The 24,467-nt window shown below is 60.5% G+C and carries 19 protein-coding genes; 7 read left to right on the forward strand and 12 right to left on the reverse strand.

Annotated features, from left to right (window positions below):
* Nucleotide 1: 1 nt before the first annotated feature.
* The 6 genes from B0G76_RS16495 to B0G76_RS16520 all read right to left on the reverse strand — a co-directional run bounded on the left by B0G76_RS16495 (nucleotide 2) and on the right by B0G76_RS16520 (nucleotide 4,532).
* A complete protein-coding gene (locus B0G76_RS16495) occupies nucleotides 2–274 on the reverse strand; it encodes a succinate dehydrogenase assembly factor 2 (protein ID WP_120293561.1) in 273 nt (90 codons plus the stop codon).
* Nucleotide 275: 1 nt separating this feature from the next.
* Complete coding sequence (locus B0G76_RS16500; protein ID WP_054034792.1) at nucleotides 276–980, reverse strand: succinate dehydrogenase iron-sulfur subunit; 705 nt, start codon at nucleotides 978–980, stop codon at nucleotides 276–278.
* A gap of 24 nt (nucleotides 981–1,004) precedes the next feature.
* Entirely contained in the window at nucleotides 1,005–2,780 is a 1,776-nt protein-coding gene (gene sdhA, locus B0G76_RS16505; RefSeq protein ID WP_120293562.1) for a succinate dehydrogenase flavoprotein subunit, read from the reverse strand.
* Between the two features lie 4 nt (nucleotides 2,781–2,784).
* Complete coding sequence (gene sdhD, locus B0G76_RS16510) at nucleotides 2,785–3,153, reverse strand: succinate dehydrogenase, hydrophobic membrane anchor protein (RefSeq protein ID WP_063498406.1); 369 nt, start codon at nucleotides 3,151–3,153, stop codon at nucleotides 2,785–2,787.
* Between the two features lie 4 nt (nucleotides 3,154–3,157).
* Nucleotides 3,158–3,574, reverse strand: a complete 417-nt coding sequence (gene sdhC / locus B0G76_RS16515) for a succinate dehydrogenase, cytochrome b556 subunit (protein ID WP_054034790.1) — start codon at nucleotides 3,572–3,574, stop codon at nucleotides 3,158–3,160.
* Between the two features lie 157 nt (nucleotides 3,575–3,731).
* On the reverse strand, nucleotides 3,732–4,532 hold the full coding sequence (locus tag B0G76_RS16520; RefSeq protein ID WP_120293563.1) for a GntR family transcriptional regulator: 801 nt from the start codon (nucleotides 4,530–4,532) through the stop codon (nucleotides 3,732–3,734).
* Nucleotides 4,533–5,036: 504 nt separating this feature from the next.
* On the opposite strand from B0G76_RS16520, the gene B0G76_RS16525 reads away from it, so the two are divergent.
* The 6 genes from B0G76_RS16525 to acnA all read left to right on the forward strand — a co-directional run bounded on the left by B0G76_RS16525 (nucleotide 5,037) and on the right by acnA (nucleotide 13,404).
* Nucleotides 5,037–6,020, forward strand: a complete 984-nt coding sequence (locus B0G76_RS16525; RefSeq protein WP_074289036.1) for a malate dehydrogenase — start codon at nucleotides 5,037–5,039, stop codon at nucleotides 6,018–6,020.
* 195 nt (nucleotides 6,021–6,215) lie between these two features.
* Nucleotides 6,216–7,232, forward strand: a complete 1,017-nt coding sequence (locus B0G76_RS16530) for a CoA ester lyase (RefSeq protein ID WP_120293564.1) — start codon at nucleotides 6,216–6,218, stop codon at nucleotides 7,230–7,232.
* Nucleotides 7,233–7,365: 133 nt separating this feature from the next.
* Nucleotides 7,366–8,553, forward strand: a complete 1,188-nt coding sequence (gene prpC, locus B0G76_RS16535; RefSeq protein ID WP_120293565.1) for a 2-methylcitrate synthase — start codon at nucleotides 7,366–7,368, stop codon at nucleotides 8,551–8,553.
* Nucleotides 8,554–8,657: 104 nt separating this feature from the next.
* Complete coding sequence (locus B0G76_RS16540; RefSeq protein ID WP_120293566.1) at nucleotides 8,658–9,164, forward strand: hypothetical protein; 507 nt, start codon at nucleotides 8,658–8,660, stop codon at nucleotides 9,162–9,164.
* Between the two features lie 25 nt (nucleotides 9,165–9,189).
* The gene (locus B0G76_RS16545; protein ID WP_120293567.1) at nucleotides 9,190–10,641 is read left to right on the forward strand and encodes a bifunctional 2-methylcitrate dehydratase/aconitate hydratase; all 1,452 of its coding nucleotides are present in this window, start codon (nucleotides 9,190–9,192) and stop codon (nucleotides 10,639–10,641) included.
* A 45-nt stretch (nucleotides 10,642–10,686) separates the two neighbouring features.
* Entirely contained in the window at nucleotides 10,687–13,404 is a 2,718-nt protein-coding gene (gene acnA, locus B0G76_RS16550; RefSeq protein ID WP_120293568.1) for an aconitate hydratase AcnA, read from the forward strand.
* Nucleotides 13,405–13,724: 320 nt separating this feature from the next.
* On the opposite strand, the gene B0G76_RS16555 is transcribed toward acnA, so the two are convergent.
* The 5 genes from B0G76_RS16555 to B0G76_RS16575 form a co-directional block, all read right to left on the reverse strand.
* Nucleotides 13,725–14,216, reverse strand: coding sequence for a hypothetical protein (locus tag B0G76_RS16555; protein WP_259460601.1), 492 nt, complete (start codon nucleotides 14,214–14,216; stop codon nucleotides 13,725–13,727).
* Nucleotides 14,217–14,366: 150 nt separating this feature from the next.
* Complete coding sequence (locus B0G76_RS16560) at nucleotides 14,367–15,206, reverse strand: ABC transporter permease (protein ID WP_120293569.1); 840 nt, start codon at nucleotides 15,204–15,206, stop codon at nucleotides 14,367–14,369.
* Between the two features lie 24 nt (nucleotides 15,207–15,230).
* Nucleotides 15,231–16,499, reverse strand: coding sequence for an ABC transporter permease (locus tag B0G76_RS16565; RefSeq protein ID WP_183082211.1), 1,269 nt, complete (start codon nucleotides 16,497–16,499; stop codon nucleotides 15,231–15,233).
* 130 nt (nucleotides 16,500–16,629) lie between these two features.
* A complete protein-coding gene (locus tag B0G76_RS16570; RefSeq protein ID WP_120296441.1) occupies nucleotides 16,630–17,679 on the reverse strand; it encodes an ABC transporter substrate-binding protein in 1,050 nt (349 codons plus the stop codon).
* Nucleotides 17,680–17,803: 124 nt separating this feature from the next.
* Entirely contained in the window at nucleotides 17,804–18,910 is a 1,107-nt protein-coding gene (locus B0G76_RS16575; protein WP_120293571.1) for an ABC transporter ATP-binding protein, read from the reverse strand.
* 130 nt (nucleotides 18,911–19,040) lie between these two features.
* Here B0G76_RS16575 and B0G76_RS16580 point away from each other — a divergent pair, with 130 nt between their 5' ends.
* Nucleotides 19,041–20,594 carry a PLP-dependent aminotransferase family protein gene (locus B0G76_RS16580; RefSeq protein WP_120293572.1) on the forward strand — a complete coding sequence of 518 codons (1,554 nt, stop codon included), beginning with the start codon at nucleotides 19,041–19,043 and terminating at the stop codon, nucleotides 20,592–20,594.
* A 5-nt stretch (nucleotides 20,595–20,599) separates the two neighbouring features.
* On the opposite strand, the gene B0G76_RS16585 is transcribed toward B0G76_RS16580, so the two are convergent.
* Nucleotides 20,600–24,388 carry a DUF748 domain-containing protein gene (locus B0G76_RS16585; protein ID WP_120293573.1) on the reverse strand — a complete coding sequence of 1,263 codons (3,789 nt, stop codon included), beginning with the start codon at nucleotides 24,386–24,388 and terminating at the stop codon, nucleotides 20,600–20,602.
* Between the last annotated feature and the right edge of the window lie 79 nt (nucleotides 24,389–24,467).

Below are 24,467 nucleotides of genomic sequence, written 5' to 3' on the forward strand. Positions count from 1 at the left end.
CTCAAGCGTTGCGCAACAGCTCCAGCACCCGGATCACATCCGGGTCGGCAAGGTCGCCTGCTGGTTCCTTGCGGACAAGCAGCAAGTCCATCAGGTCGTTATCGCTCAGCTCGAGCAGGCGCGTGAGAGCGCCCACATCGGCATCGCTGAGGTCATGCTCATATCGGCTGAAAAAACGTTCAAAGATCAGATCGTTTTCCAGCAAGCCGCGCCGCGCGCGCCAGCGAAGGCGCGCGCGGCGAAGAGGGTCGGACTGATGCAGTGTTGCGTCCATCTCAAACCGCGCGGCGAACCATCAATTCCTTGATCTTGCCAATCGCCTTGGTCGGGTTCAAGCCCTTCGGGCAGACGTCGACGCAATTCATGATGGTATGGCAACGGAACAGACGGTACGGATCTTCCAGGTTGTCGAGGCGTTCACCCGTCGCTTCATCACGGCTGTCCGCGATGAAACGATAGGCTTGCAACAGGCCAGCCGGGCCGACGAACTTGTCCGGATTCCACCAGAAGCTCGGGCACGACGTGGAGCAGCTAGCGCACAGAATACATTCGTACAGGCCGTCGAGCTCGTCGCGTTCTTCCGGCGACTGCAGACGTTCCTTTTCCGGCGGCGGCGTATCGTTGATCAGGTACGGCTTGATCGAGTGATACTGGTTGAAGAACTGCGTGAAGTCGCAGATCAGGTCGCGCACGACCGGCAGGCCCGGCAGCGGACGCAGCACGATCTTTTGCGGCAGGTCGTTCATGTTCTGCAAGCAGGCCAGACCGTTCTTGCCGTTGATGTTCATGGCGTCCGAACCGCACACGCCTTCGCGGCACGAACGGCGGAACGACAAGGTTTCGTCCATCGCTTTCAGCTTGAGCAGCGCGTCGAGCAGCATGCGTTCGTGCGAGTCGATTTCGATCTCGTACGTTTGCATGCGCGGTGCCGCGTCCTTATCCGGGTCGTAGCGGTAAATTTCAAATGTACGCTTGGCCATTTCTGAATTCCTTTGACTTGTGCCTTAGAAGGTACGCGCTTTCGGCGGCACCGATTCGACGGTCAGCGGTTGCATCTGAACCGGCTTGTAGTCGAGGCGATCGCCTTCGCTGAACCACAGCGTATGGCGCAGCCAGTTTTCGTCGTCGCGATGTTCGAAGTCGTTTTGCGCATGCGCGCCGCGGCTTTCCTTGCGCGCTTCAGCGGAAATCATCGTGGCGCGTGCCACTTCGATCAGGTTCTCCACTTCCAGCGCTTCAATACGTGCCGTGTTGAACACCTTCGACTTGTCTTTCAGGTAGATGTTGCCGACCCGTTCGGCCACTTCGCGAATCCGCTCGACGCCTTCTGCCAGCAGCTTCGACGTGCGGAACACGCCGGCGTGGGCCTGCATCGTGGAGCGGATGTCGCCCGCGACGGTTTGCGAATATTCGCCCGAGGTGGATTTGTCCAGCTTGTTCAGACGAGCCAGCGAGAAATCACCCGCGTCGGCCGGCAGCGGCTTGTGTTCCTTGACTTCCTTCACGTGCTTGACGATGTGGTTACCGGCCGCGCGGCCGAACACCACCAGGTCGAGCAGCGAGTTCGTGCCGAGACGGTTTGCGCCGTGCACCGACACGCACGAGCATTCGCCCACTGCGTAGAAACCGTTGACGGCTTCCTTGTGATCCCTCGACGTGCCAACGACCTGGCCGTTGATGTTCGTCGGGATGCCACCCATCTGGTAGTGGATGGTCGGCACAACCGGAATCGGCTCTTTAATGCAATCGACGTTCGCGAACTTCATTGCGATTTCGCGGATCGACGGCAGACGCTTCATGATCGTCTCGGCGCCGATGTGCGACAGGTCGAGCAGCACGTGATCCTTGTTCGGACCCACGCCGCGGCCTTCCTTGATTTCCTGGTCCATCGAACGCGAAACGAAGTCGCGCGGCGCCAGATCCTTCAGCGTCGGCGCGTAGCGTTCCATGAAACGCTCGCCGTTCGAGTTACGCAGAATACCGCCTTCGCCGCGCACGCCTTCGGTAATCAGCACGCCCGCGCCGGCCACGCCGGTGGGGTGGAATTGCCAGAATTCCATGTCTTGCAGCGCGATACCCGAACGCGCCGCCATGCCCAGGCCGTCACCGGTGTTGATGAACGCGTTCGTGGATGCCGCGAAGATCCGGCCCGCGCCGCCCGTAGCGAACAGCGTGGTCTTGCCTTCGAGGATATAAACGTCGCCGGTTTCCATTTCCAGCGCGGTCACGCCGAGCACGTCGCCGTCGGCGTCGCGGATCAGATCCAGCGCCATCCATTCGACGAAGAACTGCGTCTTGGCCGCCACGTTTTGCTGGTACAGCGTGTGCAGCAGCGCGTGACCGGTACGGTCAGCCGCCGCGCAAGCGCGTTGCACCGGCTTCTCGCCGTAGTTGGCCGTGTGGCCGCCGAACGGGCGTTGGTAAATCGTGCCGTCAGCGTTACGGTCGAACGGCATGCCCATGTGTTCGAGTTCGTAGACAGCATGTGGTGCTTCACGGCACATGAATTCGATCGCATCCTGGTCGCCGAGCCAGTCGGAACCCTTGATCGTGTCGTAGAAGTGATAGTGCCAATTGTCTTCGCTCATGTTACCGAGCGATGCGCCGATGCCGCCCTGGGCAGCAACCGTGTGCGAACGCGTCGGGAACACCTTGGACAGCACGCAAACCGACAGACCGGCGCGCGCGAGTTGCAGCGAAGCGCGCATCCCCGAGCCGCCTGCGCCGACGATAACCACGTCAAATTTGCGACGCGGCAGAGAATTCTTGATTGCAGCCATTCTTTTACACTCTCCAGAGAATCTGCGCAGCGTAGCCCGCACATGCGAGCAGCCAGACGATCGTCAGTGCCTGAAGAAACAGGCGCATGCCAACGGGCTTCACATAGTCCATCCAGATATCGCGGATACCAACCCACGCGTGATAGAACAGCGAGAGCAGCGTGACAAACGTGGCGAGCTTCATCCATTGCGTGGCGAAGATCGAGGCCCAGCCGTCATACGAGAAATCGCGCGCGCCGAAGAACCAGGCGAGCAGGATGACCGTGTAGACCGCCATGATGCAGGCGGTAATGCGCTGGGCGAGCCAGTCGCGCAGACCGTAGTGAGCGCCGACGACGAGACGCTTCGGACCGATTCGGTTATTAGCTGCCATTTTTTTAGAATGCTCCGAAGAGTTTGAGCGCAAAGGCAATCGTCAGAAGCGACGAAACGACCAGCACCACGATGGAGGTTTGCTTGCCCTTCTCTTTAGTCGTGAGGCCGTGGCTTGTGTCCATGAACAGGTGACGCACGCCTGCACAGAAGTGGAACAGGAAGGCCCACGCGAGAACGAGCGTGATGAGCTTGACAATGATGTTGGAGAGGAAGCCCTTGAAGACTTCGAAACTCAGTTCGGAAGTCAGGCTCTGATCGAAGAGGTACAGCAGGAACGGAAGAAAAACAAAAAGCAGCCCACCGCTTAAGCGGTGCAAGATCGACACACGCCCCGCTAGCGGGAGACGGTATGCCGTCAAAATCTGCCCGATACCGATGTTCCGGAATTCCGGCCTCGGTTTTTTTACGGCTTCAGCCATGCTAGACCCCTACTATGTAGTCACACTAATCCGCGATTTTAGCGCCTTTTTATATCGCGCTGCAGCGAAAACGACGACAGGTCCGTTACAGCACGCGCGATAAAGACGCCTTCAAACAGGCGCACGCGTGGGACGCGGCGCCTTCTTTCATCCTGATTCAGCTCAGATCGTTCTGATAGTAATACCCGGTTGTGACATACCAACCGCGGCGCACCTCGACCGGCCGGTCTCCATATGTATAGGACACGCGCTCGACCGAGAGCAGTGGAAATCCCGCCGGCACATTCAGCAGGTCAGCCACTGAAGGCTCAGCCGCAACCGCCCGGATCTTCTCCGTTGCGCGGATCATGCGTGTGCCGAATTCAGTCTCGAACATGGCGTAAAGGGGACCTTTATACTCCGACAGCCGCTCCAGCGTGAGCCCGCGGAACACCGCGCCGGGTAACCAGATTTCGTCGAGTACGGTGACTTCGCCGTCGAACTGCAGCAAACGCTTGATCAGCACCACCGGATCGGCGGGCTTGAGATCGAGTTGCCGGGCGATGTCCGCCGAAGCGCGCAAGCGCCGGCATTCAAGCAGGCGGCTGACGTGCGGATGCTCCGCGCCGTCATCGGCCAGTAATCTGAGGAAGCGAAACTGGGCGCGGTCTTCATTGTGCGTTGCAACAAACGTGCCCTTGCCCTGGCGACGCACCAGCAGGTTGTCAGCGGCAAGTTCGTCGATCGCTTTGCGCACCGTGCCCTGACTGACCTTGTATCTTGCCGCCAATTCGACTTCACTAGGAATGATCTCGCCAGGTTTCCATTCGCCATTTTCCAGACTCTGCGTAATCAAGCCCTTGATCTGCTGATACAAAGGACTGAAAGTAGGCGACGCAGAGGGAGCGGCAGCGGATACACCCTCTCCCGCAGCCGTTTGGCCGCTCGGATTCGTGGTGTTCGCCGGGTTCGAATTCATCCGCGCATTTCATCATAAAGGGCTGGGCCGCGTCTAGGATTTTCCCCTCAATAGATATGTCTTATATAAGACATAAGATAATGTTGACTTTGTGCCAGCTGACTCCTACACTCCTTGTCGAGCAAGGGTTTGCAGGTTTTTCGACGGCTGTTTTTCACTGTGTTGTACAGCGTCGCCACGCACCGGCAGCCACTCTGCACCATGCTGTTCCCACGCAGTCCAGGTTTCGATTCGCCGCCATTGTCTGGTCAGACGCTTGCCGAAACGCGCTGTTTGCAGGAGCCCGCACCGTGCAGTGGCTACCCGGCGCCTGGTGTTCCGCTCCCCGCTCGGCAGTACAGGTTTCCGGCATGGCGGTTTTGCCGCAACGCGCCGCGCAGCCTCGGCACATTCCGAGGCCGTACGCGAACAGTGAATTCCGCCGTGTTTCACAACGCTTCGCTGAACGCGCATATAGAATGGCGTTTTCCCTAGCGTCTAACGCATCGTCCTGGAGATTTCTCAATGGCTAAGCCCGCAAAGCGCGTTGCCGTCACCGGCGCCGCAGGTCAAATCGCTTACTCCCTGCTGTTCCGCATCGCCAATGGCGATCTGCTCGGCAAGGATCAACCGGTCATCCTGCAACTGCTCGACCTGCCGCAAGCGCAAGGCGCCGTCAAAGGCGTCGTGATGGAACTGGATGATTGCGCATTCCCGCTGCTGTCGGGTGTCGTGATCACCGACGACCCGAAGGTTGCATTCAAGGATGCAGACGTTGCCCTGCTGGTCGGCGCACGCCCGCGTTCGAAAGGCATGGAGCGCAAGGACCTGCTGTCGGCAAACGCTGAAATCTTCACGGTTCAGGGCAAGGCGCTGAACGAAGTCGCAAGCCGCGACGTGAAGGTGCTGGTGGTCGGCAACCCGGCCAACACGAATGCCTACATCGCCATGAAGTCGGCACCGGATCTGCCGAAGAAGAACTTCACCGCCATGCTGCGCCTGGACCACAACCGCGCGCTGTCGCAACTGGCCGCCAAGTCGGGCAAGCCGGTTGCTTCGATCGAAAAGCTGGCAGTGTGGGGCAACCACTCGCCGACTATGTACCCGGATTTCCGCGTTGCAACGGCAGAAGGTCAAGACCTGACCAAGCTGATCAACGACGAAGAATGGAATCGCAACACGTTCATCCCGACGGTCGGCAAGCGCGGCGCCGCGATCATCGAAGCGCGCGGCCTCTCGTCGGCAGCGTCGGCGGCTAACGCTGCAATCGACCACGTGCGTGACTGGGTGCTCGGCACGAACGGCAAGTGGGTCACGATGGGTATTCCGTCGGACGGTTCGTATGGCATTCCGGAAGACATCATCTACGGTGTGCCGGTTACGTGCGAAAACGGCGAGTACAAGCGCGTTGAAGGTCTGGCAATCGACGCGTTCTCGCGCGAAAAGATGGACGGCACGCTGAACGAGCTGCTCGAAGAACGCGAAGGCGTTCAACACCTGCTCGGCTAAGCGGCTAGATGCAAACAAACCGGAACTCCGAAGCAGTATCGCGGCGGGTTCCGGTTTTTTACGTGCGAATTTGCATGCGAATGCCAGCATTCGCATCTGATCCGAACGCGTTTTGTGCGGCTGCCTGACGATGGCCGAATAGAGCGCATCCGCATCAGATTCCCCTAACGACCACCCACGCTCCTGACGCCGAAGATGCGCGCCCTCACACCCGCCGAAGTGCTGTTTGACGGCGAAGTGCCGCCCGCTGTGCTGCCTGCCTGCGACCACTACGCCGGCAGCGAGAAGCTGATGCTGAAATCACTGGCCTTGCAGCAGCAACTCGGCCCGGTGTTCGACGTCACACTCGATTGCGAAGACGGCGCGCAGGTCGGCCGGGAAGCCGAACACGCGGAGCTGGTCGCCTCGCTGCTGGGCAGCGAGCATGACCGCTTCGGCCGCGTCGGCGTGCGGATTCACGACTTCGATCACGCGCACTGGCGTGACGATGTCCGTCTCATTCTGCGGGCCGCGAAGCGAGCACCCGCTTACATCACCTTGCCGAAGATCCGCAACGTCCCCGATGCCGCCGAGATGGTCGCGTTCATCGAGGCTACGAGACGCGAACTCGGCATCGCACAGCCGGTGCCGGTGCAACTGCTGGTCGAAACGCATGGCGCGTTGGCGCATGCTTTCGATCTGGCCGCGCTGCCCGGCGTCGAGGCGCTGAGCTTCGGCCTGATGGACTTCGTTTCCGCGCACGACGGCGCGATTCCTGATACCGCCATGCGCTCGCCCGGTCAGTTCGATCACCCGCTGGTGCGGCGCGCGAAGCTCGAGATCTCCGCGGCCTGTCACGCGCACGGCAAGGTGCCCTCGCATAACGTCAGCACGGAAGTGCGCGACATGAGCGTGGTCGCGAGCGACGCGGCGCGCGCCCGCAACGAGTTTGGCTACACGCGCATGTGGAGCATCCATCCGGCGCAGATCGAGGCGATCGTGGCCGCGTTTGCCCCGCGCGACGAAGAAATCGCCACCGCTACTGAAATTCTGCTGGCTGCGCAGTCGGCGCAATGGGGACCGACGCGCCATCACGACACGTTGCACGACCGGGCAAGCTATCGCTATTACTGGTCAGTGTTGCGTCGCGCGCAATCCACTGGCCGCGCCGTCCCGCAAGACGCCGCGCCGCTCTTCACGAAAGTGGGCGCTAACGGGCAAGCCGCATCATGAGCGCGAAAGCTAACGCAGCAGCCGGTGTGGCAGCGCTGGCCGGTGCCCACGTGTGGCGTCGTGCGCAGGAAACAGACGTTGAATGCACGGTTCAGTCAGAAGCAATGAGCAGGCACAAAGGAGATTGCGGGAGATGAGCGAGACGACGCAAACCGCCGGTGCACAAGGCGAGAACGAACTTAAAAGCGGCTTCAAACCGAAGAAATCCGTTGCGCTGTCCGGCGTGACGGCGGGCAACACTGCGCTCTGCACGGTCGGCAAGACCGGCAACGACCTGCACTACCGCGGCTACGACATTCTCGACATCGCCGGTGCATGCGAATTCGAAGAGATCGCGTATCTGCTGGTCCACGAAAAGCTGCCCACGCAAGCCGAACTGACGGCCTACAAGACGAAGCTCAAGGCGCTGCGCGGCCTGCCCGCGAACGTCAAGGCCGCGCTGGAATGGATTCCGGCCGCCGCTCACCCGATGGATGTGATGCGTACCGGCGTATCGGTGCTCGGCACCGTGCTGCCGGAGAAGGACGACCACAACCTGGCGGGCGCACGCGACATCGCCGACAAGCTGATGGCCTCGCTCGGCTCGATGCTGCTGTACTGGTACCACTATTCGCACAACGGCAAGCGCATCGAAGTCGAAACCGACGACGACTCGATCGGCGGCCACTTCCTGCACCTGCTGCACGGTGTGGCGCCGTCGAAAGCATGGGTCGACGCGATGCATGTGTCGCTGAACCTGTACGCCGAGCATGAATTCAACGCTTCGACGTTCACCGGCCGCGTGATCGCGGGCACGGGCTCGGACATCTACTCGGCGATCACCGGCGCGATCGGCGCGTTGCGCGGCCCGAAGCACGGCGGCGCGAACGAAGCCGCGTTCGAGATCCAGTCGCGTTATCAGACGCCAGATGAGGCTGAAGCCGACATCCGCCGTCGCGTTGAAAACAAGGACGTGGTGATCGGTTTCGGTCACCCGGTGTACACGATTTCGGACCCGCGCAACAAGGTCATCAAGGACGTCGCGAAGCAGCTCTCGAAGGAAGCGGGCAACCTGAAGCTGTTCAACATCGCCGAACGACTTGAAACAGTGATGGCAGATGTGAAAAAGATGTTTCCAAATCTCGACTGGTTCAGCGCGGTTTCGTATCACATGATGGGCGTGCCGACGGCGATGTTCACGCCGTTGTTCGTGATCGCCCGCACGGCTGGCTGGAGCGCGCACATTATCGAGCAGCGGATCGACAACAAGATCATTCGTCCGAGCGCAAATTACACCGGTCCCGAGAATTTGAAGTTCGTGCCGCTAAATAGGAGAAAATAGCGGTCGCTGTGCGCTTTCGAAGCGCGTGCAGTTCAACCCTCGCGGTTGCCAGGACCGGTAGCCCGCGTGCTGTTCACTGAAATTAGATAGAAAGGTTCTCCACCATGAAGAAGCTGATGATCGCCGCCGTGATTGGCGCCCTGTCCACGACGATGCTGTCCGTCGCGACTGACGCAGTCGCACAAACGGCGACCACCACCGCAAAGCCCGCTACCAAGGCTGTGGCGAAGCGCCCGCAACCGAAGCGCCTGATCAAGCGCAAGGCGAATCCGGCCAAGGAAGCGAAGGTCGATCCGGTGCCGGAAGGCTCGGAAAAGTGGTCGTGCAACGAAGGTCTGGCATTCGACCTGAAGGGCGACATGAAGCGTGACCAGATCGTCACGGTTCACTGGGCGAACAAAAACTACAATCTGCCGCGCGAAGCGACCACCACGGGCGCAGACCGTTTCCACGACGCCGCATCGGGTATGGACCTGGTCGTGATCCCGACGAAGGCAATGTTGTTCTCGGATAAGGACAGCTCGCGTCTGGCCGACGAATGCAAGACGGCCGCCATGACTCAAGGCGCACCGGCTCCGACGCAATCGAACGCGATCAACAAGACCAACTAATCCGTTACATCAGGAAAGCACCCCGATGTCCGCTCCGATTTCCAACGTACGACCCGATCCGGACCCAGTCCTGGTCGATATCGTCGATTACGTGCTGGATTTCCCGATCGACAGCACGCTCGCGCTGGACACCGCGCGTAACTGCATGATCGATACGCTCGGTTGCGGACTCGAGGCGCTCACCTACCCGGCCTGCACCAAGCTGATGGGACCGATCGTGCCTGGCACGATCGTCCCCAACGGCGCGAAGGTGCCGGGCACGTCGTTCCAGCTGGACCCGGTTCAGGCCGCCTTCAACATCGGCGCGATGATCCGCTGGCTGGACTTCAACGACACCTGGCTGGCCGCCGAATGGGGTCATCCGTCGGATAACCTCGGCGGGATTCTGGCAACGGCCGACTGGCTCTCGCGCAGTGCCATCGCAGCGGGCAAACAGCCGCTGACGATGAAAGACGTGTTGATCGCCATGATCAAGGCGCACGAAATTCAAGGCTGTATCGCGCTCGAAAACTCGTTCAACAAGGTCGGGCTCGATCACGTGCTGCTGGTGAAGCTGGCTTCCACCGCCGTGGTCGGCCAGCTGATTGGTTTGACCCGCGACGAGTTGATCAATGCGGTATCGCAGGCGTTTGTCGATGGGCATGCGTTGCGCACGTATCGTCACGCACCGAATACCGGCTCGCGCAAGTCGTGGGCGGCGGGCGATGCAACTTCGCGCGCGGTGCGGCTCGCGCTTATCGCGAGGACCGGCGAGATGGGCTATCCGTCGGTGCTCACCGCGAAGACGTGGGGCTTTTACGATGTCCTGTTCAAGGGCAATGCGTTCAAGTTTCAGCGTCCGTACGGCTCGTACGTGATGGAAAACGTGCTCTTCAAAATTTCGTTTCCGGCAGAATTCCATGCGCAAACGGCGGTGGAAGCGGCCATGAAGCTGCACGCGCAGCTCGCCGCTCAAGGCAAGCGCGTCGAAGACATCAGCAAGATCACGATCCGCACCCACGAAGCCGCGCTCCGCATCATCGACAAGAAAGGCCCCCTGAACAATCCGGCCGACCGCGATCATTGCATCCAGTACATGATCGCCGTGCCGTTGATCCATGGCCGTCTGACGGCCATGGATTATGAAGATTCGATCGCGCAGGACGCGCGTATCGATGTGCTGCGCGCCAAAATGGCATGTGTCGAAGACGCGCGGTTCACGAAGGATTACCACGATCCGGAGAAGCGTTCGATCGCCAATGCACTGACGATCGAATTCAACGACGGCTCGAAGTTCGACGAAGTTGTAGTCGAATACCCGATCGGTCACAAGCGTCGTCGCGAAGACGGGATTCCGTTGCTGGTCGAGAAGTTCAAGACCAACCTCGCGCGCCGCTTTCCGGTCAAGCAACAACTGGCGATTCTCGACGTGTCGCTGGATCAGGCAAGGCTTGAAGCCATGCCGGTCAATGAATACGTCGATCTGTACGTCATCTAGTCAAGTTAAGTACTGTAGTTCCGCGATCAAACCAAGGAAAACACCATGGCCCACAACCTCCACAAAACGCTCAAGGAATTCGACAGCGGTTCCGGCAAAGGCAAGTTCTACTCCCTGCCGCAACTCGGCAAGGCACTGAACATCAAGATCGACCGCCTGCCGGTTTCGATCCGTATCGTGCTGGAATCGGTGCTGCGTAACTACGACGGCAAGAAGATCGCCGAAGAACACATCGAGCAACTCGCGAACTGGAAGCCGACGGCTGCACGCGTCGACGAAATCCCGTTCGTCGTGTCGCGCGTCGTGCTGCAAGACTTTACCGGCGTGCCGCTGCTCGCCGACATCGCTGCAATGCGCGGTGTCGCGAAACACATGGGCAAGGATCCGAAGTCGATCGAACCGCTGGTCCCGGTCGATCTCGTGGTCGACCACTCGGTGCAGATCGATCACTTCCGTGAAAAGAACGCGCTCGATCTGAACATGAAACTGGAATTCCAGCGCAACAACGAGCGCTACCAGTTCATGAAGTGGGGCATGCAGGCATTCGACACGTTCAAGGTCGTGCCGCCGGGCGTCGGTATCGTTCACCAGGTGAACCTGGAATATCTCGCACGCGGCGTGCACAAGAAGGCCGAAGGCTCGGACACGGTCTACTACCCGGATTCGCTGGTCGGCACCGACAGCCACACCACGATGATTAACGGTATTGGCGTGGTGGGCTGGGGCGTGGGCGGTATTGAAGCTGAAGCCGGCATGCTCGGCCAGCCGGTGTACTTCCTGACGCCGGACGTGGTGGGCGTTGAACTGAAGGGCAAGCTGCGCGAAGGTCTGACTGCGACCGACCTGGTTCTGACGGTGACCGAACTGCTGCGCAAGGAAAAGGTTGTCGGCAAGTTCGTTGAGTTCTTCGGCGAAGGCACGAAGTCGCTGTCGCTGCCGGATCGCGCAACGATCGGCAACATGGCGCCGGAATACGGCGCAACCATGGGCTTCTTCCCGGTCGACGAAAAAACCATCGACTACTTCAAGGGCACAGGCCGCACTGACGCAGAAATCTCCGCCTTCGAAAACTACTTCAAAGCGCAGGGTCTGTTCGGTATTCCGAAGGCTGGCCAGATCGACTACACAAAGGTCGTCACGCTGGATCTCGGCACGGTGACGCCGTCGCTGGCAGGTCCGAAGCGCCCGCAAGACCGTATCGAAATCGGTCACGTGAAGTCGACCTTCAGCGACCTGTTCTCGAAGCCGGTTGCAGAAAACGGCTTTGCGAAGAAGGAAGCCGATCTGGACGCGCAATACACGACGAGCAACGGCGTCGACGTGAAGAACGGCGACATCCTGATCGCCGCCATCACGTCGTGCACGAACACGTCGAACCCGAGCGTGCTACTGGCCGCCGGCCTGCTGGCCAAGAAGGCGGTGGAAGCCGGTCTGACGGTCGCTCCGCACATCAAGACGTCGCTGGCTCCGGGATCGCGTATCGTCACGGAATACCTGACGAAGACCGACTTGATGAAGTACCTCGACAAGCTCGGTTTCACGCTGGCCGCTTACGGTTGCACGACCTGTATCGGTAACGCAGGCGACCTGACGCCGGAACTGAACGAAGCGATTACGAAGAACGACATCGTCGCGGCAGCGGTTCTGTCGGGCAACCGTAACTTCGAAGCGCGTATTCACCCGAACATCCGCGCGAACTTCCTGGCTTCGCCGCCGCTGGTTGTGGCTTACGCGATCGCCGGCAACATCACGCGCGACCTGATGACCGAACCGGTCGGCAAGGGTAAGGGCGGCAAGGACATCTACCTGGGCGACATCTGGCCGACCAGCGAAGAAGTCGACGCCCTGCTCAAGTTCGCGCTGGACGCAGATGCGTTCCGCAAGAACTACTCGTCGCTGACCAAGAAGGGCGACCTGTGGAGCAAGATCGAAGGCGAAGAAGGTCAAGTCTACGACTGGCCGAAGTCGACCTACATCGCAGAGCCGCCGTTCTTCGGCAAGGACTTCTCGATGACGCCGGCCGACAGCATCGCGGCTGTGAAGGACGCACGCGCACTGGGCATCTTCGGTGACTCGGTCACGACCGACCACATCAGCCCGGCAGGCTCGATCAAGGAAGATTCGCCGGCAGGCAAGTGGCTGAAGGCAAACGGCGTGCAGAAGGCCGACTTCAACAGCTACGGCTCGCGCCGCGGCAACCACGACGTGATGATGCGCGGCACGTTCGCCAACGTCCGGATCAAGAACCTGATGATCCCGGCGAAGGCAGACGGCTCGCGCGTGGAAGGCGGCCTGACGATTCACCAGCCGAGCGGCGAACAAGAGTCGATCTATGACGCAGCGATGAAGTACATCGACGCCGGCACGCCGACTGTTGTGTTTGCTGGTGAAGAGTACGGTACGGGCTCGTCGCGTGACTGGGCTGCGAAGGGTACGCAACTGCTGGGCGTGAAGGCCGTGGTCGCACGCAGCTTCGAGCGGATTCACCGTTCGAACCTGGTCGGCATGGGCGTGCTGCCGCTGCAGTTCAAGGGCTCGGATAGCGTGCAATCGCTCGGTATTACCGGCGAAGAAACGTTCGACATCGAAGGCCTTGGCGCTGACTTCAAGCCGCAGCAAGAAGTGACGCTGGTGATTCGCGGCAAGGACGGCAAGGAGAAGCGTGTCGCCGTGCTGCTGCGTATCGATACGCCGATCGAAGTGGACTACTACAAGCACGGCGGGATTCTGCCGTTCGTGCTGCGTTCGCTGCTGGCTGCTTAAGTTAAGGCTTGATGCGTTAAGCAGACGCGAATGTAGTTTTGCAGGTGCTGCGTCCTTGTGGAAGGACGCAGCCGATTTGAAGCCCGGCTTTGGCCGGGCTTTTTTTCGTGCGTGTCTGGTCGCCGCAACCTTCGTCGGCCCATATCACCAGCGACTTGTTGACCAGGCGCTTGCACGCATTGCAACGCCGTTTCTGCCGACTTGCGCAATTTCCCCTGGATTTCTGGCAAACGCTTTTCAGCAGAGGTGAAACTACGCGCCCATGCCTCGTGCCCGGCCTGAATCAGTTCGACTTCGGCACACGCGAGAGGCTGTTGCGCCTAAGGACATTGAGCGGTGGCAGGATCGGCCTTGATGGTATTGACGATTTCCCACAGATCAGGACGCACCGTCGACACGGTTCGCAAAACCGGGTTAGCAGCGGACAACGGCGTGCAGTTTTCGAGACTCATTGTGATCATCGCAGCCTGGCCGATCGCTTCTTCAACGAAGCCCCAGTGATCGTTAGCCTGCCGTGCCTGCTGACCGGCGTCGATCCAGCACTGGGCCTTTGCTTGAAAGTAGCCAGCCTTGTCGCCCGGCAATTGATCGAGCCGCTGTTGCAACGATACCAGCGCAGTGCCACTACTGACGATCGGCGCGTAGGCGCCGACCCATTGCGCGTTTGCCGCGCCTGCTGCTTCGTCCTGCGATGCCCCGATTCCCGTTTTCAAGACCGTGGCATCTTCAATACCGAGACGCTCACGCGCGGCGTGGTCCGCGCAGCATGACAAGGCCAGGGCAATCGCTAGCACCGTTAGCTGAAATTTCATTGCTTTTCTGCGCCGAGCGCATCTTCTTTGAGAAGGCTCTGAGTATGAAGAGACGCAGACGGTGACGGAATGGGAACATTCTTAGAATCATGTCGGAAAATCTACGCGTTGACATTCAGGTGGCATAACGGCTGTCATCCGGTGCGAAAGTCACGCCTTCACCGCCCGCGCCGCATTCCTGCCTCGCAGCCACTCGAGCGCCAGCAACAGGCTGGTGGAAAATACGATCAGAATCGTCGCCAGCGCCGCAATCGTCGGGCTGATGTTCTCGCGAATACCGGTAAACATCTGACGCGGCAACGTCGTCTGATCCGCTCCTGCCAGGAAGAGCGTCACGACCACTTCATCGAACGATGTCGCGAACGCAAACAACGCACCCGATATCACACCCGGCGCAATCACCGGCAACGTGATGCGAAAGAACGTCTTTACCGGATTCGCACCCAACGACAAACTGGCGCGCACGAGGTTGTAGTTGAAGCCTTGCAACGTCGCTGCCACCGTCGTCACAACAAACGGCACGCCCAGCGACGCGTGCGCAAGAATCAGCCCGATATACGTATTCGCCAATCCAAGCGGCGCAAAGAACAGATACATGCCGACGCCGACCACTACCACTGGCACGATCATCGGCGAAATCAGAATCGCCATTAGCAGTGCCTTGCCGCGGAAGTTCGCTTTGGTCAAGCCAATCGCGGCCAACGTGCCGAGCACCGTCGCGACCACCGTCGCCGACGGCGCCACGATAAAGCTATTCTTCGCCGCCATACGCCATTCGTCGGACGCAATCAGGTTCTGATACCAGCGCAGCGACCATCCCGGAATCGGATACACCAGAAACGTGCTCGACGAAAACGACAACGGCACAATCGCCAGCACCGGCAGGATCAGATACAGCAGCGTGAGCACGGCAAGCGCGCGCAGCGCGAAATACCACACGCGTTCAACCATCGACGTATGCGGTGCGAACAAGGGCTTGGCAAGTTTCATCGCGGGTAAGCTCCGTTCAGGCGATCAGCCGAGGCTCAGTGAGGAACGCGTAAAGCGTCCGTAGATGACGTACAGCACGAGCGTTGCGGCCAGCAACAAGCCGCCGAGCGCGCACGCCATGCCCCAGTTGATCGTCACGTTGGTGAAGTACGCGACGTAGTAGCTGACCATCTGATCGCCCGGACCGCCGAGCAAAGCCGGCGTAATGTAGTACCCGATCGCCAGGATGAACACGAGCAGCGCGCCCGCGCCGATACCCGGATAAGTTTGCGGCACATAGACACGCCAGAAAGCCGCGAACGGATGACTGCCGAGCGAAATCGCGGCGCGCTGATAGGTCGGCGGGATCGACTTCATCACGCTGTACAGCGGCAGGATCATGAACGGCAGCAGAATGTGCGTCATCGAGATGTACACGCCCGTCCGGTTGAACAGCAGCGACAGCGGGTCATGCAATAGCCCGCTGGCGATCAGCGCCTTGTTCACCAAGCCCTCGCTTTGCAGAATCACGATCCACGCGGCGACGCGCACGAGGATCGACGTCCAGAAGGGAATCAGCACGAGAATCATCACCAGATTCGCGCGACGATCGGACAGCGTCGAGATCCAGTAAGCGAGTGGATAGCCGAGCAGAAGCGCAAAAAACGTGACGGCTGCGCCGATCACAAACGTACGGCTGAATACGGCGAGATAGATCTGTTGGTCGGGGTCGGTCGGAATAATATGACCGAACGCGTCCTGCTTATGGTCCAAAGAAGCCAACAGATAGAACGGCGAATATGCACCTGAATTCTTTGCGATCGCTTGCCAATAAGCGACGTCGTTCCAGCGCTCGTCGAGTTCGACGAACTTCGCGTGGATCTGGGCGGGCGTGAGGGTCAATGGCTTGCTGTTGTCGTCGGCGAACGGCATTGCGCGTGCCGATTTCGCGACCAGAGAACGGTAGCCCGGAATTTCGACGTTCAGGCGGCGTGCCAGCGCACCCATGCCGTCGCTATCGGCGACCGCGGTCAGGTCCACAGCCAATGCGGCGTATGCCGCGTCGGGAGGCGGCGTCTTGCGATCCCAACCACTCAATGCTTGCAGCGTATGCGGCAAGGCGCCCACCACTTCCGGATTCTGCGCGGCGCGCATCAACAGCGCGCCAATTGGCACGACAAAAATCAGCAGCAGAAAAATGGCGAGCGGTGCGATCAGCAGCAGCGCCATTGCGCGCTTTTTCGCTTCCGCTGCTTTCAGTTCTCGCTTGAGCCGAATAGTCGACTCAGGCGTTGAATCGGCGGCGATCGTCATCGTAGTCACACCTCGTCTCCTGCTTTTGCGTCGTACCGCGCGCACGTCGGACCGACATGCGCGCGCTTTGCATTGCTTCGTCAAAGCGCAACTCGACTTAATCGAGCCGCGCCTCCTCACACCCAGCTAATTACTTCGAAGCCCACGACGAAAAACGTTGCTCCAGTTCATCGCCATGATCCGTCCAGAACGCGAGGTTCTGCAGCACCGCGTTCTTGCCGTTAGCAGCCGAGTTCGGCAGGTTAGCAAGCGTCTTCGCATCGAGCGCCTTGATGGCCGCCACGTTCACCGGACCGTACGCGATGTTGTGCGCGTAGTCCTGCTGCGGCTTCGACGAGATCGAATAGGCAATGTACTTCTCAGCCAGCGCCTTGTTCGGCGTGCCCTTCGGAATCGCCCAATAGTCGAGGTCGTAAATGCTGCCGTTCCACACGACCTTGAGGTTCTTGCCTTCCTTCTGCGCGGCGTCGATCCGGCCGTTGTACGCGGTAGACATCACCACGTCACCCGCAACGAGGAATTGCGGCGGCTGTGCACCCGCTTCCCACCACTGGATATTCGGCTTCAGTTCGTCAAGCTTCTTGAACGCGCGGTCCTGGCCTTCCTTGGTGGCCAGCACCTTGTAGACGTCCTTCGGGGCCACGCCGTCGGCCATGAGCGCGAATTCGAGGTTGTAACGCGCGCCCTTGCGCATCGCGCGCTTGCCCGGGAATTTCTTCACGTCCCAGAAGTCGGCCCAGCCGGTCGGCGCGGTTTTCAGCTTGTCGGCGTTATACGCGAGCGCCGTCGACCACACGAAGAAACCCACGCCGCAGGTTTGCGGCGCTTCAGGAATCAGATCCGACTTCTTGCCGATCTTCGACCAGTCGAGTTTCTCGTACAGCCCTTCGTCACAGCCACGGCCGATGTCGCCCGATTCGACTTCCACCACGTCCCAATTCACATGCTTCGCTTCGACCATCGCCTTCACTTTGGCCTGCTCACCGTTGTATTCGACGGCGGTCACCTTGTTGCTGGTTTGCGTTTCGAACGGCTGGTTGAACGCGACCTTTTGCGCGTCGCCATTCGCGCCGCCGAAATTGACGACCGTCAGTTCGGCCGCGTTGACTTGCGCGGCGCCCAGCGCGAGCGTCACAGCACCGACAGCGATGGCGCAGCGCGATTTCCCGATCTTGCTCATGGTGCTCATGGTGTATTGCTCTCCTTTGGTGGTGTGCTTCAAGCTAAGTACAGTGCGACTTGTTATGTGCTGCTTACACGAACTGCTTTTTTCCTGCGTTGAACGCCTCACGCCTCGCAAGACCTCACGCCCCTGCAAACACGCGCAGATGCTCGGGTGCAAACTCCAGCGCGACGGGTAAGCCTGGCGCGAAGCTTTCGAGTGCGTCGGTGCCGAGCGGCACCTTGACGAAACACTCGTCCTGTTCCGGCAGCCCACAGCGCATGCGCACGTGGTCGCCGAAATAGATCAGCCCGCGCGCTTCGCCACTTAGCGCATTGGCGCCTGGCCGCGACGCGCCATTCGCCAGGTTAGCAAGCTTCATGCGTTCAGGCCGGATGCAAGCAACCGCCGGCGTACCCGCCCGCGCACCGCCAATATTGCGCCCCGTGAGCCGCGTGCCGTCAATCAGATGAAACTCGCAGTACTCGCCGTCGACGTTCGCGATCGTGCCGCGCAGCTTGTTGCTGTCGCCGATGAAGTTCGCGACGAACTCGTTGCAAGGCGATTCGTACAGGCGGTCCACCGTATCGAGTTGCTGCACGATGCCTTTATCGAACACCGCAACGCGGTCGGACATGGTCAACGCCTCACCCTGATCGTGCGTGACGTACACGAAGGTGACGCCGAGCTTCTCGTGCAATGATTTAAGTTCGTACTGCATGTGTTCGCGCAACTGTTTGTCGAGTGCGCCGAGCGGCTCGTCCATCAGCACCAGTTTCGGCTCGAACACAAGCGCCCGCGCCAGCGCGATACGTTGCTGCTGGCCACCGGAAAGCTGCGCCGGATAACGCTTCGCGAAGCTCTCCATGCGCACCATCTTCAGGGCGTTGTTCGTGCGGTGCGCGCGTTCCTCGGCGGAGAGTTTGCGCACCGTGAGCGGATACGCGACGTTCTGCTCGACCGTCAGATGCGGAAACAGCGCGTAGTTCTGAAACACCATGCCGATGTTGCGCTTGTGCGGCGGCACGGTATTGAGCAGCGTGCCGTCGAGCCAGATCTCGCCGCCGGTGGGAAATTCGAAGCCCGCCAGCATCATCAGACACGTGGTTTTCCCTGATCCGGACGGTCCGAGCAGCGTCAGGAATTCGCCCTGGTAGATGTCCAGATCGAGTTGTTTGACGACCAGCGTTTCGCCGTCGTACGTCTTGCGCACACCTCGAAAGCTGACGATCACGTCATCGGTTTTCATCGTACTAGTCTCCTCTGCGGTCCGGCCGGCTCCCCCTGCAAAACAGCGGGATTGCATTTATTGCGTGGCTCACTATAGTCCCTTACGGTTCTACAATATGGAACCATTTCATTATTCCGGATAGAACCACTTGGACACCGTGATTTTGTCGGATTGGCTTGCTGCACGGCTCGACCGCACCGCCGCCGAACCGGTCTACAGACAGACGTTGCGGCTGATGCAGCAGGCCATCCTGACCGGCCAGTTGCCGCCCGGCACCAAGCTGCCGAGTTCGCGCATGCTCGCCGAAGACCTCGGCATCGCGCGCAATACGGTGCTGCACGTCTACGACCAGCTGACTGCCGAAGGCTACGTGATCTCGACCACCGGCAGCGGTACCTATGTCGCCGACACGCGGCCGGACACGGCGGCCGTGAATATGCGCCGGAAGCCGGCGGTGGCGAGCGTCGATGGGGACATTACCGATCAGGCCGCCGAGGTCTCAAAGCCGCCAAAGCGCGATCTGGGCGATCTCTCCACGCGTGGACGCAGGCTCATCGATCAGGCCGGCGTCTCCGCCAAACAGTGGGGCGCGTTCATGCCGGGCGTGCCCGACGTCGCCGAATTCCCGGCGCGCACATGGAGCCGCTTGCAGGCAAGGTTGTGGAAGGAGGCCAATCCCGATCTACTGACCTATGCGCCCGGTGGCGGCTACCGGCCTTTAAGGCGCGCGTTGTCCGATTACCTGCGGGTCGCGCGCTCGGTGAATTGCACGCCGGACCAGATCATCATCACGACGGGTATTCATCAGTCGATCGATCTGGCGGTGCGTTTATTGACCGATGTCGGCGATCGCGCGTGGGTGGAAGAACCGTGCTATTGGGGTGCGCGCAGCGTGCTGCAATCGTCCGGGATCACGTTGGTACCCGTGCCGGTTGATGATGAGGGTCTCAACCCACGCGAACAGGATCTGCAACAGCCACCGCGTCTCGCGCTCGTCACGCCGTCGCATCAGTATCCGCTCGGCATGGTGATGAGTCTCGCGCGCCGCCGCACGCTGCTCGAATACGCACGTCAGCACAACGTCTGGATCATTGAGGACGACTACGACAGCGAGTTCCGCTACGGCAGCCGTCCGCTCGCGTCGCTGCAAGGACTCGACGACGCCGGCCAGGTGATCTACGTGGGGAGCTTGGGGAAGATGCTGTTTCCGGGTTTGCGGATCGGCTACATGATCGCGCCGGAGCATCTGGTGGATACGTTCCGCACAGGTGTCGCCGAGCTATATCGCGAGGGGCAACTGATGCAGCAGGCCGTGATGACCGACTTCATCATGGACGGTCATCTCACGTCGCACGTTCGCCGTATGCGTGCGCTCTACGGCGAGCGCCGGCAGATTCTGATCGACGCGATCACCGCGCGTTTCGGCAACGAACTCCCCGTAATGGGCGACGAGGCCGGTCTGCATCTGGTGCTCGGCTTACCCGATCATGCGAACGATCGCGCGGTAACGGCAGCCGCTTACGATGCCGGTGTGATCGTGCGGCCGCTCGCCGCCTACTACAGCAGCGAGACGCCCGCGCGGCGCGGACTATTGCTGGGATACGCCTGCGTGGCGAACGAAAAGATCGGCCCGGCATTCGACACGCTCGCTCGCGTAATCGAGCAGACGGTGTTGAAGAAAGCGCCGACCCGTGCCGCCTGAACGCATCACTTCAAGCCGAAATCCACCCGCGTCGTGGCGCCCTTGTCCTTGATGCCGTCCGCGGTCAGCTTCGGCGCCACGATAAACACGCGGCTGCTGTCGATCTTGCCCTCGAAATACTGCTGCACGGCTTGCGCCCGTTGCTGCGCGAGCTGACGCAAACTGGCGTCGTCGATTGGCGCGTTGGCGGCCATCGCCGCCTTCATCTCGTCGTCCGGCAAGCTCTTGGTCAAGCCGACAAAATTGCGCGGCTTCTTGAAGTCGGCTGCCTTATACGCCTTGGCCAGGTACTTGTCGTATTCCTTCGGATCCACGGTAACGGTCGACAGATCTACGCTCTCGCCATGGCTCACCACGTCCTTGACTTTCTGCTGCCTGACCTCGCGTTCGACGTATTGCGTCCGCAGGCCCGGTTCGTCGACGGCCGGATCAACGCGGCCAATCAGATCGATACCGATCGAACTCTTGTCGGCGAGCGCCTTCACGATGGTGTCGAGCTTCTTGTCCGCAGCGTCCGACAGTTTCGCCGACCCCGGATCGAATTCGACATAGCCCAATTCCTCGCCATTGCCGCCGAAGGCATTGGCAATCAGCGAGAACGGCGCGGTGACGGCTTTCTGCAGCAGATTGAGCACCGCATGCCAGATCAGGCCGCCAATGCTGAATTCCGGATTCGACAACGAACCTGACACCGGCAGATTCACGTCGATTTCACCGCGCGAATTTTTCAGCAGCGAGATCGCGAGACGCACCGGCAGCTTGGTCGCCGTATTGTTCTCGACGTGATCGCCGAACGTGAGTTGATCGATGAAAATGTGGTTGTTCGCGTTCAACTGATCGTTATCGAGCTTGTAGTGCAGATCGACGTTCAGCTTGCCCTTGGTGATCGGATACCCAGCGTATTTCGCCGAATATGGCGTGAGGTTGGTAAGTTCGATATCGTGCGCGCTCGCCGTCAAATCGAGCGCCGGTTTTGCGATCAGCGGATTGACCGTCCCGCGAATCGACAACGGTCCATTGGCCGCCACTTTCGCGGCAATGTCCACCGGCGCGGGTGTGGTTGATTGCGTGCCGAACGCACCGACCGTGCCTTGAATGCCGACCAGGTTCGCCGTGAAATTCGGCTTGATGAAGTTGTCGGTGTAGGTCACGCGGCCCTGTTGCAGCACAAGCTGGCCGAAGTGCAGCTTGACGGGGCTTTGCGGCGGCGAAGCGGCCGTGACCGTGGCGGGCGTAGCGGCCGACGCCGAGACCGGCGCGGACGCCGCCTGAGCCAACGATGCGTCCGACGCAGCTTGCGGCGTCAACGGCACAGGTTCCTTGCCGCTCTTGTCGCGCGTCAGCGATTGCGCGGCGCCGGTTTCGTGCGCGACCACGTCGTTGAGATTCAGCTTGCCTTGCGCGTCGAGCAGCACGCGCCCATAGAACTTCGTGAACGTGACGCGGCCCGCGTCGACCACCGTGCCGTGTTCGTCGTAGTCGGCCTTGAGGTTGGTCAGCGCGAGCGAACTCCAACCCGCGAACGGGTCGGACGTCGCCTTGTCGAGCATCCGCACATCGACCAGCGCCACGTCGCCACGGTACGTCGCCTTCAATGCTTTCGCCTGATTCAGCGCGAGATCGCCGTTCGCGTTGAGCAATGCGCTCGCGATCAGCGCATTCAGCTTGCTGCCGAAGTACGGTTCGAAGGCCGCCGCATCCAGGCGGTTCGCGTTCACCTTGACGGCCACCTTGAGCGGTGTCGCCGTGACAGCGCCTTTTACGCCAAGCGTGCCTTTCTTGTTGAGCGTCGCTTGCAGATCGACCGGCAGCGGCTTACTCAGATCGTCGCTGATCTGTTGCACCTTCAGTTGCAGCGGCGTCACGCTCAGTTTCACCGGAGTCGGCGTGGTGTTGTCGGTGAAATTGGCGGTCGCGTCTTTCAGATTCAGTTCGCCGATCTTGTAGTGCCACGCGGGCCCTGCCGCCTGCGCCTTCTTCACCGCATGAATCGCCGTGCGCTGTTGCTCGGCCTGATGCGGACCGGCGAGCGCGGCGAGGTCGATGCTGCCGTCTTTCAGACGCTGCGCGTTGATCACCAGGCCGGTCGTGTCGACGCCGGTGATATCGGCCGTGCGTCCCGCCACGTCCACCTGCTTGACCGTCACCTGGCCTTGCGCGAGCGAGACGACCGGTTCCTTGCTGCCGCGCGCCGCGAGTTTGAGCGATTGCAGATTCAGTTGTGTATCGGTGACCATCACAGCGACGGGCGACTTCGACCAGTTCGCATCGACGTTCGCGTTAGCGGACAACGCGCCGTCGACTACTTGCGCCGCCGTCGCCGAGTCGAGGTACGGCTGCATCAGCGGCAATGGCAGCGTCTTCAGATCGAGCTTTGCGTTGGCGGTCTTCGCGACCAGGCCGAACGCGCCGGCCACGCCGAGCGAGCCGGCGGCGTCCTTGAAATCGGTATTGAGCGTGTAGTGCGCGGGAGCGGTTGCGAGCGTCGAGAAATCGGTCAGCGTGACGGCCAGTTTTTGCAGGCCAAGGTTGACCGGTCGCGAGGCGGCTTCGTCGTGAACGTTCACGGTGCCGTCATTGAGCGCGAAACGCTTGATCGACAGGTCCAGAGGCTGCGCGGGCTTGTCAGCGGCGCCCGCAGCGGATGCAGCGACTGGGGCGCTCGCGGCGTTTTTAGCTGTCGTGGATGCCGACGCCGGTGCCGACGCAGAAGCCCCCGCAGCAGGCGCTGTCGCGAACATTCGCTCGACGCTCAACACGCCTTCTTTGTCACGCGCAAGATTGGCGCTGGGCGCGTCGATGCGGATATCGTCGAAGTGATACAGGCTCTTCAGCGGCTCGAGCGTCGCGGCGGCCACATGTACGGCGCGCGCGGCGAAGAACGGCGCCTTGCCCTGATCGAGCATGTCCACGTCGTTCAAATCGACCGTGCCCGCCACGCGCAGCGAAGGCGCGTCGTTGGACATCACGAAGTTGAGCTTGAGATCGGTGGACAGCTTGCCGCTCTGCACAATCACCGGCAACCTGGTCGGCACGTAGGACATGAGACGCGGCACATCGAGCCCGTCGAACCGCAGCGACACTTCCGATTCGCGCGACGCGGCAAACGGCTTGGTCTTGCCGTCGATAGCGAGCGGACTGCCGTCAATGCGTGCACGCAGCAACGGCTCGACGAAGATATCGGTTTTCGAAGGCAGTGTGGCAATGAACGGAATGCCGAGCTTCCATTGATCGATCACGTGCGTGACGCCGAGCAGCTTGTCGTCGAACGTGATCTGGCCGTTTTCGAGGCGAATGTTCGACACCGAAAAGAGCGTCGGTTTGCTATTAGGTGTGGCCGGCTGCTTCGAGAATTTCTCGATCAGGTCGGTGAAATTGAAGCGCTGCGCATCGTAGCGAACGATATGAAAACGCGGCGAATCGAGTTGCACTTCGTCGACGATCGGCGCGGCGCGAAACAGCGAGCTCCATGACGCCTGCACGATGAGCCGAGAAATATCGACGAAGTCGCCCGCGCCGCCACGCTCGCCGATATGCACGCGATCGGCTTCGAGTTTGAGCGTGTACGGATTGAGTGCAATGCGGCCAATCGTGGCGGGCCGGTCGAGTTGCTTGCTGAGTTGCCGTTCGGCAATGTGGCGAATCAGCGGCGGTGCCGCGAAAAAGCCCAGCAGACCGAACAATACGAGGAAGATCAGCAGACCCGTGATGACACGCCGGGTGCGGCGTGACTGCGCGACATTGCGCATGGTCTGCATGGAAGAGGCGATTGATGCTTTATTGAGGCTTGCCATGCTCGGTCTTGGGTAATGCGGCGGCAAGCCCGCCGCGAAACGAAAATCCCGCAAGCGGCAGTATAAGTGGTGAATCTTA

Source organism: Paraburkholderia sp. BL23I1N1 (assembly GCF_003610295.1).
Classification (GTDB): Bacteria; Pseudomonadota; Gammaproteobacteria; order Burkholderiales; family Burkholderiaceae; genus Paraburkholderia.